The organism is Undibacterium sp. TC9W (genome assembly GCF_049339865.1).
GTDB lineage: Bacteria > Pseudomonadota > Gammaproteobacteria > Burkholderiales > Burkholderiaceae_D > Undibacterium.
Map to the genome: position 1 here is coordinate 111,114 of NZ_JBMPPJ010000011.1, position 15,000 is coordinate 126,113.

The window sequence follows — 15,000 nt, forward strand, 5'->3', positions numbered from 1 at the left end:
ACGACGATGCAACACAGTCGGCCCCGATGACTTCCAGACATAAATTTCATGTGAAAAGCGAAGACGATAACAATTTGGAATTGAATCTAACCAATCATTTCCTGATTGCAATGCCATCCATGATGGACCCCGTCTTTGGAGGCACGGTGATTTATCTATGCGAGCACAGCCCGCGCGGTGCCATGGGCATGGTCATCAACCGCCCCATAGAACTGACCGTGGCTGGCCTGTTTGATCGCATAGACCTGAAGCTGGAAATCATCCCCGACTCCCACCCCATAGGCAAACGCCCTGTCATCTTTGGCGGGCCGGTACAAGATGACCGTGGCTTTGTCTTGCATACACCGGTCGGTGCTTATTCATCTTCATTAAAAGTAACTGATGAGATAGCCTTCACTACCTCACGCGATGTGCTGGAAGCCGTGGCAGCCGGTGACGGGCCTGAACAAGTCCTGATCAGCGTTGGTTATGCAGGATGGGGGGCTGGCCAGCTGGAGCAGGAGATACTGGCCAATGGCTGGCTGACAGTCGCTGCTGATGCACGCATCCTGTTCGATTTACCGCTGGAAGAACGTTTTGCCGCCGCCATTAAATTGCTGGGGATAGACCCATTGATGCTGGCAGCCGAAGCGGGGCATGCCTGATGGCTGCAAGCGAAGGTACGGTACTCGCCTTTGATTTTGGTTTAAAGCGCATAGGCGTTGCCGTTGGCAATACCTTTTTACGCCAGGCTGAAGCACTCAGCATCATCCACGCTCCTACCAATGACGGCAAATTTGCCGACATCACCAAGCTCATAGAAAAATGGCAGCCTGTGCTGTGCGTGGTAGGTTTGCCCATGCACCCCGATGGTGCCGATAACGAAATGACACAGCGCTGCAAGCGCTTTGCGAATCAGCTTAATGGCCGCTTCAACCTGCCTGCCGTGCTGGTCGATGAACGCTATTCTTCTGCCGTACTCTCAGGCTCGCGTGGCGAGTTCATCGACGACGATGCGGCTGCCCTTATTCTGCAACAATATTTTGATGAAACGCCATGACTACCACGACGATTAATGCTGCCCAGCTTGATGCAGAAACCCTGTATCAGCAGCTACTGGAGCAAATCAGGCCACATGCGCTGGCACAAGACAAATTGGCCATCGTTGGCATTTACTCCGGCGGTGCCTGGATAGCCGAGCGCCTGGTGCAAGACCTGGGCTTAACGAATAAAGCAGGTCGTATTGATGTATCTTTTTACCGCGACGACTATGCCGCCAAAGGCCTGCATGCCGAAGTCAAACCTACGCAAATTCCTTTCGATGTCGATGGTGCACAAATCATCCTGGTAGATGATGTCTTGTACACAGGCCGCACCACCCGCGCCGCCATCAATGAATTGTTTGATTATGGCCGTCCGGCCCGCATCATGCTGGCTACCCTGGTAGATCGCGGTGGCCGCGAATTGCCGGTGGCTGCTGATTTTGTAGCCCATACCGCCTCATTTGAACCCGCCATCTCTGTCAATCTGCAACGTGCAGATGATGGCACTTTCAGCATCTCTGTCGATCATGCATAATCCCCAGCTCAATAAACACGGTGAACTCCAGCATTTGCTGACGATAGACGGCTTGCCGAAAGCCATCGTCAACCATATTCTCGATACCGCATCTTCCTTCGTCAGCGTCAGCGACAGGGAAGTTAAAAAAGTGCCGCTGATGCGTGGCAAAAGTGTCTTCAATCTGTTCTTTGAAAACTCTACCCGCACGCGTACCACCTTTGAGATTGCCTCCAAGCGCTTGTCGGCAGATGTCATCAATCTCAATATCGCCGCTTCCAGTACCAGCAAGGGTGAATCCCTGCTCGACACCATCGACAATCTGGCAGCCATGCATGCCGACATGTTTGTCGTGCGTCATGCCACTTCAGGCGCACCTTTCCTGATCGCCAAGCATCTGAACGACACCAAACAACATCATGTGCATGTGGTAAATGCCGGTGATGGTCGCCATGCTCACCCCACCCAGGGTTTGCTGGACATGTACACCATACGCCACTACAAAAAAGACTTCACCAACCTGACAGTCGCCATTGTCGGTGACGTCTTGCACAGCCGCGTCGCCCGTTCCGATATCCATGCATTGACCATGCTGGGTGTGCCGGAAGTACGCGTGATAGGCCCACGTACTCTGCTGCCAGGTGGCCTGGAGCAAATGGGTGTAAGGGTATTCAACAACATGGATGAAGGTCTCAAAGGCGTCGATGTCATCATCATGTTGCGCTTGCAAAATGAACGCATGAGCGGTGCCTTGCTGCCTTCAGCGCAAGAATATTTCAAGAGTTATGGACTGACGCCGGAACGTCTGGCGCTGGCAAAACCAGACGCCATCGTCATGCATCCTGGCCCCATGAATCGTGGTGTGGAAATTGATTCTGCCGTGGCCGATGGCCCGCAGGCAGTGATACTGCCACAAGTGACTTTTGGTATCGCCGTGCGCATGGCGGTCATGAGCATCGTTGCAGGCAACAGCGGCGGGGTGTGAGGAGAATATGAAGATACATATCAAAAATGGCCGCGTGATTGATCCGGCAAGTGCTACCGATGCAGTACAGGACGTGTTTATCGCTGCAGGCAAGATCGTCGCTATAGGTCAGGCACCTGCCGACTTCGTTGCCAATAAAACTGTTGATGCAACAGGTTTGATCGTTGCCCCTGGTCTGGTCGATCTGAGTGCCCGCCTGCGTGAGCCTGGTTTTGAATACAAGGCCACGCTGGAATCTGAATTACAAGCTGCCATGCGTGGTGGCGTCACCAGCCTGGTGTGCCCGCCAGATACTGACCCTGTGCTTGATGAATCTGGCCTGGTAGAAATGCTCAAGCAAAGAGCGCGCATGCAAAACAAGGCCCACGTTTATCCGCTGGGTGCATTGACCGTCGGTTTGAAAGGTGAATCTTTGACCGAGATGGCTGAGCTGACTCAGGCTGGCTGCATAGGTTTTTCACAGGCAGAAGAAACCATTGCCAATACCAATACCCTGCAAAGAGCTTTGGATTACGCCGCCACCTTTGGCTTTACCGTCTGGTTGCGTCCGCAAGATGCCTACATTGGCAAAGGTGGTGTCGCCCACAGCGGCCCATTGGCTTCACGTCTGGGTTTGTCTGGCGTACCTGTCATGGCAGAGACGATTGCCTTGCATACCCTGTTTGAACTCATGCGTGCTACTGGTGCGAAAGTACATCTGTGTCGCATCTCTTCTGCCGCTGGTCTTGAGTTGATACGCAAGGCCAAGAAAGAGGGCTTGCCGCTGACCTGTGACGTTGGTGCTCACCATGTGCATCTGACGGACGCCGATATCGGTTTCTTTGATTCCAACGCCCGCCTGACCCCGCCTTTACGCAGCCAGCGTGACCGCGATGCCATTTCTGCGGCATTGAAAGACGGCACCATCGATGCGATATGCTCAGACCATACACCGGTCGATGATGATGAAAAATTGCTGCCCTTTGCTGAGGCCTCACCCGGTGCCACCGGCCTGGAATTATTGTTGTCACTGGCACTGAAATGGGCAGAAGACAGCCGTGGTGACGTTAGCCTGACTTTGGCCCTGTCCAAGATTAGTCAGCATGCAGCAAAAGTGGCAGGTGTGCCAGCCGGGCACATCGCCGTAGGCCAGACAGCCGACATCTGCATCTTTGATCCTGTCACACGCTGGAAGGTAGAAGCCAAAGCCCTCGCCAGTCAGGGCAAGCACACGCCTTTCCTGGGTTATGAATTGCCAGGCGTGGTCAAGGCCACGATAGTGTCAGGGCATATTGCCTTTGATACCTTGCATTAACATCGCAGATGAAAAGTAATCAACTTACCCGTGGCGAACAAAGACGCGTCATGTATGTGGAAAATAAAAACGGCTTGATCAATGGCGTTGCTGCGCGCATAGGGTGGGTTGAGTTTTCCAAAACAGGGCGAACAGTTTACTACCGTGGAAAATCCTTGCAGGCATGTACCGGAGGTGGAGTATCCGGTAATTTTTTTGACGCCGATACCCATGAAGAGTATTGGATTTCAGGTGTCAAAAAACGCGGCTCCAATGTGCATTATGCAGAGTCAGTGAGTGTCTTGATTGATGAAGATGCCAAAGAGGAAGTGGCAAGACTGCGTGCCTGAAGCAGGCTGAGGTCGTGATCCAAACTGCTCAGTGTGAAATTCGTTTGATTGAGTGGGAAGAGTGGGATGAGTGGGAGTACAGGCAGGTATAGCCTTACTCCAGCTTTTGTTTATTCAGCTTGGCTATTTTTAATTGTTACTCTACGTGAGTATTTTTGTGAGTCAGTATGATCGTTTGGCATTTTTTCCGGATATTTCTCCATCTCACGGCAGGTCTGCTGACTTGTGCCGTGATCTTTCCGTTTTCTTCTGATGCCAGGCGAGATGAGCTGGTTCGTCACTGGTCGGTCAAATTGCTGGCCATCTGTACTGTGGATGTTGCTTTTAAGGATAAAAGCGAGGGGGCTGTGAATCCGTCTGCGATGATAGTCTCCAACCATGTGTCATGGCTGGATATTTTTGTCATCAATACCCTGCATCCTTGCCACTTTGTCGCCAAGTCAGACATCCGCAACTGGCCTTTGCTGGGCTGGTTATGTGAAAAGGCCGGTACAATTTTTCTGGTACGCGGCAGGCAGCGCGATGTGCGCCGTATCTATGAGGGCCTGGTACATCAGATAGAAGCAGGCAAGCGCATTGCGTTTTTCCCTGAGGGTACAACAGCAGCGCAAGGCAATTTGCTGTCTTTTCACGCCAACCTGTTTGAAGCGGCAATAGAAGCACATGTACCTGTGCAACCCTTTGTTGTGCGCTATCTTGATGCGCAGGGGCAGCTTCACCCTGCCGCTGATTTTATTGGTGACATGACTTTTGCAGAAAGCATGCGCATCATCCTGCTGGCACCGCGCATGACGGCAGAACTGGTACGCTTGCCTGCGATTCCTACCGAAGGTGCGCACCGCAGGGAAGTGGCGCAAGTGGCGCGTGCAGCGGTGATGAAAGAATTAGGGCTGAGTGACGAAATTTGATTTACTTTAATTTGGATCGATAGCCTTACTCATCCGTATTCTTGAAGCGTATCATTACCAAAACATACAAGGGTATAGCGATCAGCGATAAGGATTGAGCCCAGAAATTTTTGTCGTCCTTTTCTACGCATAGAATAGAAATATTTGAACACAGAAATGTAAAAGAAAATACTCCGGCAACTGCGAGAATAAAAGCCAATAAAATGGAAGTTAACCCGAAAAAAAATACAAGACCGTAGCCGCTACCATCTTTGGTCGCACGGCCAATAAATATTGAAATTACCAATCCCAATAAGATCAATATACCTTCGTACCAAAATATGCTCATATTAAATTTAATCAGGTCGAGCTAACTATTTAAAAAAAGCACCTATGGTACTTTTATCCCGGCTTTTGCTGCTGCGGACAATCTATCTGTACGACTTGCCTGTCTTCCAGCGCAACGGCAGTCAGTTTACCACCCCAGACGCAGCCGGTATCAAGGCTGATCAGATTGTCACGCAAGATCAGGCCCAGGGTGGACCAGTGACCAAATACCAGCGTGGTTTTTTCACTGGCACGTGACAGATCAAACCAGGGGGCAAAGCCTTGCGGTGCGCTTTCCAGACCATCCTTGCTGTCAAAGTCCATGACGCCATCTGCACTGCAAAAACGCATGCGTGTCAGTGCGTTGATGATGCAGCGTAATCTGTCATAGCCTTCCAGATCATCCTGCCATTGTGCCGGGGTATTGCCATACATATTGCGTAATAAATCCAGCCAGTGTTTACCGCGTAGCTGTGTTTCAACTTCATGCGCCAGTTTCATGGTTTGCTTTGCTGACCATTGTGGGAAGATGCCTGCATGTATCAATAAGTGCTGGTGCTGTGAAATCGCCATGGGCCGGTGTCTTAACCAGTCGAGCAATTCTTCACGGTCTGGTGCTTGCAGGATGTCGTCGAGGGTATCGCTGCGACTTGCTTTGCGTATGCCATTGGCGACAGCCAGCAAATGCAGGTCATGGTTGCCGAGTACGGATTCTGCCCGGCCAGCGATTTGCAAATCGCGTATCAGGCGCAGGCTGGCCAGCGATTTGGGACCACGGTTAACGAGGTCACCTGCAAACAAATATTGCGCATCTGGTTCGGTCTGCTCTATTTTTTTGAGCAGGCTTTGCAACTGGTCGGCACAGCCTTGGATATCGCCGATAAAATAAGTTATTGCCATTGCTGCCTCAGGGTTCTCCACCGAGGCGTTTCGCTTCTGCGCGGCTGATCAGGGCTTGTTGCTTTTGTTGTTCACGCACGCTGGCGGTGATCATGGTAGGCCAGCCTATCAGATGTTGCTCTGCAATTTCAGCCAGGCCGCGCATCCACGCCGGTGATTCATTCAGGCAGGGGATGTAATTGAATTCCTTGCCACCTGCTTTCAGAAAATCGGTCTTCACTTCCATGGCGATTTCTTCCAGAGTTTCCAGGCAGTCAGCGATAAAGCCGGGGCAAATCACGTCTATGCGTTTAACGCCCTCCTTGGCCAGCTTTGCCACGGTGGGTGCCGTGTAAGGTTGCAGCCATTCTGCACGGCCCAGGCGTGACTGGAAGGTGACTACGTAATCATCCTTGCCCAGCCCCAGTTTTTCTGCGAGCAGCCTTGCGGTTTTATAACATTCGCAATGGTAGGCATCGCCACGCAATAAAAAGGCTTTGGGCAAACCATGGAAACTCATGACCAGTTTGTCCGGGCGACCATGGCTTTGCCAGTGATCCATGACCGACACGCGCAAAGCCTGTATATAACCATCATGGTCATGATAATTCTTGACGAAGCGCAGTTCAGGCATGTTCCTGACTTGCTGGTAATGCTGAACGACAGCGTCAAAATTGGAAGCAGTCGTCGTGGCAGAATATTGTGGATAGGCTGGCAGTATCAATATGCGTTCACAACCGTCTGCTTTTAATTTTTGCAAGACTTCCGGTATGGAGGGCGAGCCATACCGCATGGCATAGGCAACTTGCACTTCATGCCCACGTTCACCCAGATAGCCTTTCAATAACGCTGCCTGTTTTTGCGTATGTATTTTCAATGGTGAACCATCCTTGGTCCAGATCGAGGCGTATTTCTTTGCTGACTGACCAGAACGAAAGGGCAGGATAATCCCATGCAAGATCATCCACCAGATCGGGCGCGGCACTTCAACCACGCGCCTGTCCCATAAAAATTGTTTGAGATAACGGCGAACTGCCGATGTCGTCGGTGCATCTGGTGTGCCCAGGTTGATCAGCACCACGGCTGTCTTGGCGATTTTGCCGTGTGAATATTCAGGTTCTTTAAGGAAGCGCATGATGTATTTTTTTCTTAAGATGCCAATAATTCTCTGGCGTGTTTGCGCGTAGTCGCCGTAATTTCTATGCCGCCCAGCATTCGGGCGATTTCTTCCACTCTTTGTTTATTATCGAGTGCTTCTATCTGTGAAACGGTTTTGCCATTCTGGTTGGCCTTGCTGACCTGGAAATGCTGGTTAGCCTGGCTGGCCACTTGTGGCAAGTGCGTAACGCACAAGACTTGCCGGTCCTGGCCCAGGCGTTTCAATAAACGCCCAACCACTTCAGCCACGCCACCGCCTATACCACTATCCACCTCATCAAATATGAGGGTGGGGGTGGCTGTAGCGCAAGAAGTGATGACAGAAATTGCCAGCGATATACGCGCGAGTTCACCACCAGATGCCACCTTGGCCAGCGGCCTTGCCTGCACACCGGCATGGCCTGCGACCAAAAATTCCACCTGTTCCAGTCCATAGGCGGCAGGTTCCACAGGATTGAGTGCAACAGAGAAACTACCGCCACCCATGCTCAGGTCTTGCATTGCGGTAGTGACTGCTGTGCCCAGATCCTTGGCGACTTTTTGTCTGGTTTTGCTGAGTTTTTGCGCCGTTTGCAGGTATGCCAGTCTGGCTTTTTCTTCCTGCGCTTTCAGGGCATCCATATCAGTCGCATTTGACAACTGTGCCAACTGGGCTGACAGCGTGGCAAACTCCTCATGCAGCTTTTCTGGTGCAACGTGAAAGCGCCGTGCCGTGGTGTGGATTGCTTCTACGCGGTTTTCCACTACGCGCAGGCGGGCTGGGTCTAGCTCGGTGCGACTCAGGTAAACATTGAGCGCATAAGTGGTTTCCTGCAAATTGATGCAGGCAGATTCCAGCGCGTCGGTGACTGGCTTGAGCGCCGCATCATAATCAAGCAGCTTCAACAGTTTTTGCTGGATGGTCGTCAGTTGCGACAGGACCGGATGTTCGGATTCAGAAATCAATGCCGCCGCCTCTTGCCCACCTTCCATCAGGCTAGCAGCGTGGGCCAGGCGGCTATGTTCCTGGCTGATGCTTTCCCATTCACCAGGTTTGATTTGCAATTTATCGAGTTCGCCAACCTGCCATTCCAGACGCTCGCGTTCTTGCAGGACGCTCTTGGCATTGGTTTCAAATTCTTCGCGTTGCTTGCTGATATTGCGCCAGGCACGGTAGCGCAAACCAACTTCACTGACATGCGCTTGCAAGCCGCCTTGCATGTCCAGCAAATCGCGCTGTGCCTCGGTTTTCAACAAGGATTGGTGCGCATGCTGGCCATGGATATCCACGAGCATATCGCCAATTTCGCGTAATTGACCAGCCGTCGCGGTAATGCCGTTGATCCACGCTTTTGAACGGCCCGCATTATCGATGGTACGGCGCAAGATCAGTGGCTGATCCTGGTCAAAGAATTCATGTTCTTTGAGCCAGGCGGCGAGTGTTTCATTCACGGCAAATTCTGCACTGATATCCGTTTTGCTGGCAGATTCGCGCACCATGCTGGCGTCGCCACGGCCACCGAGGGCCAGGGTCAGAGCATCGATCAGAATGGACTTACCCGCACCGGTTTCACCGGTCAGCACACTGAAGCCTGAAGAAAATTCCAGCTCCAGCGTATCAACAATGACAAAATCTCGTATGGCAAGCGTGCGCAACATAATGGGCAGACATGAAGGAGTTTGTTAAGAAAATGGTGCCGGAAAGTACCAGCCAGCATAGCGAAATCGCTATTCTAGCAACAGCCTGTGACTTCTGTGTTCGTAAGAGTGGGCGAAAAAATTAATTCAGTGCACCCTCTACCGATGGATATTCATTCCAGTGCAGTTTCTCGCGCAAGGTGTTGTAATAATTCCAGCCGGGAGGATGCAGGAAGGTCACCGTATGGGCAGAACGGTTGACGATAATCCTGTCCTGATGCTGCAGGCTGGCAAAATTTTGCATATCAAAATTCAGGCTGATATCGCGCCCGGCCACTATGGTGATGACGATTTCGCTACTGTCTGGCAAGACAATGGGCCGGTTCGACAAGGCATGCGGCGCAATCGGCACCATTGCAATGCCTGACAGGCTGGGGTGTAGCAGCGGGCCACCGGCAGAAAGGGCATAGGCAGTGGAGCCTGTCGGCGTCGAGACGATGAGACCGTCCGAGCGCTGGTTGTACATGAAGTGTCCATCTACCTCTACCCGCAATTCCACCATCCCTGAGCCTGCACCGCGCGAGACCACGATATCATTGAAAGCCACGCCACTGAAAATCTGGTTGCCATCGCGGGTCACGATGGCCTGCAACAGGCTGCGGCGCTCAGACACATATTTGCCATCCAGCATTTCGGTGATGACAGGGATCATACGGTCAAGCGCAATATCGGTGATGAAACCCAGCCTGCCCTGGTTGATACCAATCAGAGGAATATTGTAGGGTGCCAGTTGCCGTGCTATGCCCAGCATGGTGCCATCGCCACCCACTACGATGGCGACATCGGCCAGCTTGCCTATCTCAGGCACAGGCATGCTGCTGAATTCGCTCAACTGCAGGTATTGCGCTGTTTCTGCCTCTATGACGACGCGGTGTCCCGCACTCGCGAGAAAATTGGCCAGTTCTTTAATCGAGTCAGCAATGCCTGTCGCATTCGATTTTCCAACAAGTGCAATGGTTTTGGCCTGTATTGTCATAAACAAAGGTAGGGTGACATGATGCCTGAGATTAGAACATAATTAGGGCATCTATGAATGGAATGAGTGCTCTTTATGGCAATTAAAGCAGTTTTGCTGGACCTCGATGATACTTTGTGGCCGGTTGCACCGGTTATTCGTCATGCTGAATCAGCCTTGCAGCAATGGTTGCATGAATATGCGCCCGTGGTTGCGCAAAATTACAATGTAGAAAAATTGCGTGAACGCAGGAATGTGCTGGTAGCCAGTGACCAGCGTTTTCAATATGATTTATGGGCCTTGCGCCATACCTTGCTGAAACAGGTGTTTGATGAACATGGGGTCGCTGCCGAAAAAGCCGATCAGGCCATGGCCGTTTTTGCCGACGCCCGTAACAAAGTCGATTTGTACAGCGATGTCAAACCCGCCTTGCAGGCTTTGCATGAAAAACTGCTCCTGGGCACTGTCTCGAATGGTTTTGCCGATTTGCAGGCGATAGGCCTGGCGCATCATTTCAAGGTGTCTATCGCTGCCTATCGTTTTGGCTGTGCCAAACCTGATTCAAGGATATTTCTGGCCGCTTGCCAGGCGTTGGGCCTGAAACCTGGAGAAGTATTATATGTAGGCGATGATTTATTGCTGGATGTGCAAGGTGCGCAACAGGCAGGATTAAAAGGCGGCTGGATGAACCGTCAGGGTTTAAAAATTGAAGATGAGCGCCATCTGCATATCAAGCCGGATGCAGAATTTGCCAATCTGCATGACCTGACTCTATGGCTATGAATTTTTCTATGTTCATGTCAGTCATGAACGCATAAAATGAAACCATGCAACTAGATATCCGCGCACAAACTTTATTAAAAGCCCTGGTCGAGCGTTATATCGCTGATGGCCAGCCTGTAGGTTCCCGCGCCTTGTCCAAAATATCCGGCCTGGAATTATCCCCGGCGACGATACGTAACGTCATGGCCGACCTGGAAGAAATGGGCTTTGTAGCAAGCCCGCATACTTCTGCTGGCCGTATCCCTACCCCCAGAGGCTACCGGGTTTTTGTCGATAAATTGCTTACTGTGCAAGATATCAATGCTACGGGCATGGATACACGCCTGCAATCCAGCTTGCAATCGAATATGAACGCGCAGTCGCCGCAAAAGCTGATTACCAATGCGGCACAAATCTTGTCGTCTCTGTCACAATTTGCCGGTGTCGTCATGACACCACGTACAGAGTCGATTTTTCAGCAGGTTGAATTTTTGCGTTTGTCTGAAAAACGCATCTTGCTTGTGGTCGTCACACCGGGTGGAGAAGTCCATAACCGCCTTTTGTTGACGGATGTCGATTACACACCGACACAATTGGTGCAGGCCGCCAATTACCTGAACCAGAATTTTGGCGGTTTGAGTTTTACCGATGCGCGTTCCCGCATCAATAATGAGTTGCGGCAACTGCAGAATGATATGACCAGGCTTATGCAGGCCGCTGTTGAAGCAGGTAGTAATGCCATGGATGAAGATAATGACGAAGTTGTTATCTCTGGTGAGCGCAATCTGCTGAATGTGCAAGACCTGTCATCAAATATGGGCTCATTGCGCAAGCTGTTCGATATGTTCGAGCAAAAAAACAGCCTCATGCAATTACTCGATGTATCCAGCAAGGCAACTGGTGTGCAGATATTTATCGGCGGCGAATCACAACTTGTACCCATGGAAGAAATGAGTATTGTCACAGCGCCCTATGGGGTGAACGGCAAGATCGTGGGTACCCTGGGTGTGATAGGGCCCACACGCATGGCGTATGAAAGAGTGATACCGATCGTGGACATTACGTCAAAATTATTATCTAATGCCTTAAGTCAATAATACAGGGTAGGAACTGGCGGAGCAGGCAGGCACACATTCATCCGGAGCAGGGTTGCTATGGAAAAGAAAAACGCAAAGATTTTGTTGATTGATGACAATGATGTAACCCGCGAGGTGCTCAGGGTCATCCTGAGGAGCGAGGGGTATCATGTTGTTGGTGAAGCAACTGACGGCGGCAGTGGTTTGGAACTTGCATTGAAGTTGAAGCCAGATTTAATCTTGCTGGATATCGTCATGCCCAAGATCAGTGGCACTGAAATTTTGCCACGTATCAGGGAACTGCTGCCAGAGGCAAGGGTGCTCATGGTGACAGCCAATAAGGATCAGGATACGATTACCGAGGTGGTTAAAACTGGCATACACGGCTATATCCTTAAGCCATTCAATGCACAGAAGATCATAAACACAGTGGAAGCAGTGGTAGCAAAGATCAATAGGTAGGCAGTACGGCGCACGGTGCAGGTAGGCCCGTGCGCTTGCAAGGGGGATCTGGGACTATTTCCCTGGGTTAAGCCTTGTGTTCACAATTGGGCTTGGTGCAGTTGCCATAAATCGCCAAGGCATGCTCGGCAATCTTGAAACCACGCTCCAGAGCGACAGTTTGCTGGCGTTGCTCTATCTCTTGGTCAAAAAATTCTTCCACTCGGCCACAATCGAGGCAAACGAGATGGTCATGGTGTGAGCCCTCGTTCAATTCGAAAATGGCTTTACCAGTCTCAAAATGATTACGGTTTAACAGGCCAGCCTGTTCAAACTGGGTCAGTACGCGGTATACAGTTGCTAAACCGACATCCATATTTTCGTTCAGCAGGATCTTATATACATCTTCTGCTGTCAGATGACGAACCGGGCTGTTCTGGAAGATCTCCAGGATTTTCAGTCGGGGCAGGGTGGCTTTCAGACCGCTAGCTTTGAGGTTGGAGGTGCTGTTTGTCATGTTTTCGATCAAAAAATTGCTATCTGCTTTATGATATCGGGTTTTAGGGCTTGTTGCTCAATTAAGAGGTTATCTATGCAACTGTTGTTTTCAGGTTTAACGCGGAATAAGATGAGCCGTGTAGCGGGTCTGGTAGTGCTGGCTTCTTTGACAGCATGTTCATCACCTATTCCCCTGCTGTCATCGGCTGACAGAACTTCAGTATATGCAACATCTGGCACCCCTAGTGATGCAAATGGTGCACAAGTGGTGGAGCCCACCGGTTTTGGCAAGGTGCTGGCCTTTATTTCACCTTACCGCGTTCCCATACAGCAAGGTAACTTCGTTTCCCAGGAAATGGTGGCACAGTTAAAAGAAGGTATGACACGTGAGCAAGTGCGTTTTATCCTTGGTACAGCCTTGCTGACCGATATGTTCCATGAAGACCGCTGGGATTACCCTTTCCGCCTTACCAAGCCAAATGGTGAACGTATCACCAGCCGCGTGTCGGTGTTTTTCAAGGATGGCACGGTAGCAAAATTTGAAGGCGGCAATTTGCCGACTGAAAAAGAATACCTGGCACGTATTACAGAATCCGCTTTGGGCCTGAACCGCGTGCAATCGGTGATAGAGACCGATGCGCCGAAGAAAAAAGAGAAATAAGCTGTTATGACTGCACTCAAAATTGCCGTGGCCGGGGCTTCTGGCCGTATGGGGAAAATGCTGGTCGAAGCAATCAGTAATGCCGGTGATATGGTCCTGGTTGGCGCGCTGGACGTGCCTGCTTCACCAGCCCTGGGTACGGATGCTGCGGCCAGTCTGGGCAAGCCTTGCGGCGTGAACATTACTGCTGACCTGGCAACTGGCCTCGCAAATGCCGACTACCTGATCGATTTCACCCGCCCTGAAGGTACGCTCAAGCATCTTGAATATTGCGCTGCTCACGGCGTCAAGATGATTATCGGCACCACGGGTTTTGATGATGCTGGCAAGGCAGCGATTGCCGCTGCCGCAGAGAAAACCGCGATCATGTTTGCGCCGAACATGAGTGTAGGCGTAAACGTCACCATGAAGTTGCTGGAAATGGCAGCCAAGAGCTTCGCCGAAGGTTATGACATCGAGATCGTTGAGGCACATCACCGCTTCAAGGTCGATGCCCCTTCAGGCACTGCCCTCAAGATGGGCGAAGTCATCGCCGATGCGCTGGGCCGTGACCTCAATGAAGTGGGCGTGTTTGCCCGTGAAGGTGTGACGGGTGAGCGCGACCCGTCTTCCATCGGTTTTGCTACTATCCGTGGCGGCGACATCGTTGGTGATCATACGGTCTTGTTCGCCGGCATAGGCGAGCGTGTCGAAATCAGCCACAAGTCTTCCAGTCGTGTGACTTATGCCCATGGCAGCTTGCGTGCAGCCCGTTTCTTGCAAGGCAAATCTACAGGCCTGTATGATATGTACGATGTCCTGGGTTTTCGTTAATCAGTCTGTAATAGTACGTGTGACCTCTACATGAATTCTGCAATCGCACATTATTGGGAACAGGCTGACGCACTGGGTCATCTGGTCGGTTGGTTATTATTGTTGATGTCGGTACTGAGTTGGACATTGATACTGATGAAGGGCTGGAGTTTCTGGCGTATCCGTAAAGCAGCCCCAGGCTTGCGCGCCTTCTGGCGTGCGCCCAGCCTGGCCGATGCCTTGTCGTCGCTGCGCCAAACTGATCAGTCCAAAATATTCATCACCCTGGCAGATGCTGCGCATGCCGCCAGTGACACGGCCCAACGCAGCGCCACCTTGTCTGCCAATGCCGGTCTTGGCGAAATACTGACGCGCAGCCTGCGCCAGGAGTTGCAAGGCCTGACAGTCAAACTGGAAACCGGTTTGAGCTTTCTCGCCTCAGTCGGCGCAACGGCACCTTTTGTTGGTTTGCTGGGTACAGTCTGGGGTATTTATCGCGCCTTGACGGCCATCTCATCCAACGGTGTGGTGCAAATCGACCAGTTGGCAGGGCCAGTAGGCGAAGCCCTGATCATGACAGCGTTGGGTTTGCTGGTAGCGATACCTGCCGTGCTGGCTTATAACGCCTTTAATCGCATTAACCGCATTACCCTGGCTGAGCTGGATGGATTTGCATTTGACTTGCATGCCCACATGAACAAGTCTTGAATTAAAAACAAAAAAACCGTCCCCAAAATTAAAAG

General features: G+C 51.4%; 18 protein-coding genes. 13 read left to right on the forward strand and 5 right to left on the reverse strand.

All coding sequences use genetic code 11. From position 1 onward, the window contains the following. The first annotated feature begins 26 nt into the window (after positions 1–26). The 7 genes from ACO0LN_RS16940 (at position 27) to ACO0LN_RS16970 (ending at position 5,052) form a co-directional block, all read left to right on the forward strand. Positions 27–644, forward strand: coding sequence for a YqgE/AlgH family protein (locus tag ACO0LN_RS16940; RefSeq protein WP_422975934.1), 618 nt, complete (start codon positions 27–29; stop codon positions 642–644). Beyond that, positions 644–1,039: a Holliday junction resolvase RuvX gene (gene ruvX / locus ACO0LN_RS16945; RefSeq protein WP_162057723.1), complete on the forward strand. Its 396-nt coding sequence runs from the start codon at positions 644–646 to the stop codon at positions 1,037–1,039. The genes ACO0LN_RS16940 and ruvX overlap by 1 nt, the downstream gene beginning before the upstream one ends. Continuing rightward, positions 1,036–1,557: a bifunctional pyr operon transcriptional regulator/uracil phosphoribosyltransferase PyrR gene (gene pyrR / locus ACO0LN_RS16950; protein WP_422975777.1), complete on the forward strand. Its 522-nt coding sequence runs from the start codon at positions 1,036–1,038 to the stop codon at positions 1,555–1,557. The genes ruvX and pyrR overlap by 4 nt, the downstream gene beginning before the upstream one ends. After that, complete coding sequence (locus ACO0LN_RS16955) at positions 1,550–2,521, forward strand: aspartate carbamoyltransferase catalytic subunit (protein WP_422949513.1); 972 nt, start codon at positions 1,550–1,552, stop codon at positions 2,519–2,521. Before pyrR ends, ACO0LN_RS16955 begins: the two co-directional genes overlap by 8 nt. 7 nt (positions 2,522–2,528) lie before the next feature. Beyond that, complete coding sequence (locus ACO0LN_RS16960) at positions 2,529–3,815, forward strand: dihydroorotase (protein WP_422975779.1); 1,287 nt, start codon at positions 2,529–2,531, stop codon at positions 3,813–3,815. An 8-nt stretch (positions 3,816–3,823) separates the two neighbouring features. Continuing rightward, the gene (locus tag ACO0LN_RS16965) at positions 3,824–4,144 is read left to right on the forward strand and encodes a 1-deoxy-D-xylulose-5-phosphate synthase (RefSeq protein ID WP_422975781.1); all 321 of its coding nucleotides are present in this window, start codon (positions 3,824–3,826) and stop codon (positions 4,142–4,144) included. A 167-nt stretch (positions 4,145–4,311) separates the two neighbouring features. Continuing rightward, complete coding sequence (locus tag ACO0LN_RS16970; protein WP_422975783.1) at positions 4,312–5,052, forward strand: lysophospholipid acyltransferase family protein; 741 nt, start codon at positions 4,312–4,314, stop codon at positions 5,050–5,052. A 381-nt stretch (positions 5,053–5,433) separates the two neighbouring features. Here ACO0LN_RS16970 and ACO0LN_RS16975 read toward each other — a convergent pair whose 3' ends face one another. From ACO0LN_RS16975 to ACO0LN_RS16990, 4 genes are all read right to left on the reverse strand, one after another. Then, positions 5,434–6,258 carry a symmetrical bis(5'-nucleosyl)-tetraphosphatase gene (locus ACO0LN_RS16975; RefSeq protein ID WP_422975785.1) on the reverse strand — a complete coding sequence of 275 codons (825 nt, stop codon included), beginning with the start codon at positions 6,256–6,258 and terminating at the stop codon, positions 5,434–5,436. A gap of 7 nt (positions 6,259–6,265) precedes the next feature. Continuing rightward, on the reverse strand, positions 6,266–7,372 hold the full coding sequence (gene hemH, locus ACO0LN_RS16980; protein ID WP_422975787.1) for a ferrochelatase: 1,107 nt from the start codon (positions 7,370–7,372) through the stop codon (positions 6,266–6,268). Positions 7,373–7,386: 14 nt separating this feature from the next. Then, entirely contained in the window at positions 7,387–9,033 is a 1,647-nt protein-coding gene (recN, locus tag ACO0LN_RS16985) for a DNA repair protein RecN (protein WP_422975789.1), read from the reverse strand. Between the two features lie 121 nt (positions 9,034–9,154). Next, positions 9,155–10,048 carry an NAD kinase gene (locus ACO0LN_RS16990; protein ID WP_422975791.1) on the reverse strand — a complete coding sequence of 298 codons (894 nt, stop codon included), beginning with the start codon at positions 10,046–10,048 and terminating at the stop codon, positions 9,155–9,157. A gap of 75 nt (positions 10,049–10,123) precedes the next feature. Here ACO0LN_RS16990 and ACO0LN_RS16995 point away from each other — a divergent pair, with 75 nt between their 5' ends. Genes ACO0LN_RS16995 through ACO0LN_RS17005 form a run of 3 tightly spaced genes read left to right on the forward strand, consistent with a single transcriptional unit; the run spans position 10,124 to position 12,327 of the window. Then, positions 10,124–10,810, forward strand: a complete 687-nt coding sequence (locus ACO0LN_RS16995; RefSeq protein ID WP_422975793.1) for an HAD family hydrolase — start codon at positions 10,124–10,126, stop codon at positions 10,808–10,810. A 44-nt stretch (positions 10,811–10,854) separates the two neighbouring features. Continuing rightward, positions 10,855–11,886: a heat-inducible transcriptional repressor HrcA gene (gene hrcA / locus ACO0LN_RS17000; protein WP_422975795.1), complete on the forward strand. Its 1,032-nt coding sequence runs from the start codon at positions 10,855–10,857 to the stop codon at positions 11,884–11,886. 57 nt (positions 11,887–11,943) lie between these two features. Continuing rightward, on the forward strand, positions 11,944–12,327 hold the full coding sequence (locus ACO0LN_RS17005) for a response regulator (RefSeq protein WP_422975797.1): 384 nt from the start codon (positions 11,944–11,946) through the stop codon (positions 12,325–12,327). A gap of 67 nt (positions 12,328–12,394) precedes the next feature. Here the strand turns inward: ACO0LN_RS17005 and fur are convergent, their stop codons facing one another. Beyond that, a complete protein-coding gene (gene fur, locus ACO0LN_RS17010; RefSeq protein WP_422975799.1) occupies positions 12,395–12,823 on the reverse strand; it encodes a ferric iron uptake transcriptional regulator in 429 nt (142 codons plus the stop codon). A gap of 111 nt (positions 12,824–12,934) precedes the next feature. On the opposite strand from fur, the gene ACO0LN_RS17015 reads away from it, so the two are divergent. From ACO0LN_RS17015 to ACO0LN_RS17025, 3 genes are read left to right on the forward strand one after another with little or no spacing between them, the layout of a single operon-like run. Next, on the forward strand, positions 12,935–13,465 hold the full coding sequence (locus tag ACO0LN_RS17015; protein ID WP_174244980.1) for an outer membrane protein assembly factor BamE: 531 nt from the start codon (positions 12,935–12,937) through the stop codon (positions 13,463–13,465). Between the two features lie 6 nt (positions 13,466–13,471). After that, positions 13,472–14,278 carry a 4-hydroxy-tetrahydrodipicolinate reductase gene (dapB, locus tag ACO0LN_RS17020; RefSeq protein WP_422975802.1) on the forward strand — a complete coding sequence of 269 codons (807 nt, stop codon included), beginning with the start codon at positions 13,472–13,474 and terminating at the stop codon, positions 14,276–14,278. Positions 14,279–14,308: 30 nt separating this feature from the next. Continuing rightward, entirely contained in the window at positions 14,309–14,965 is a 657-nt protein-coding gene (locus ACO0LN_RS17025; RefSeq protein WP_422975804.1) for a MotA/TolQ/ExbB proton channel family protein, read from the forward strand. Positions 14,966–15,000 lie beyond the last annotated feature (35 nt).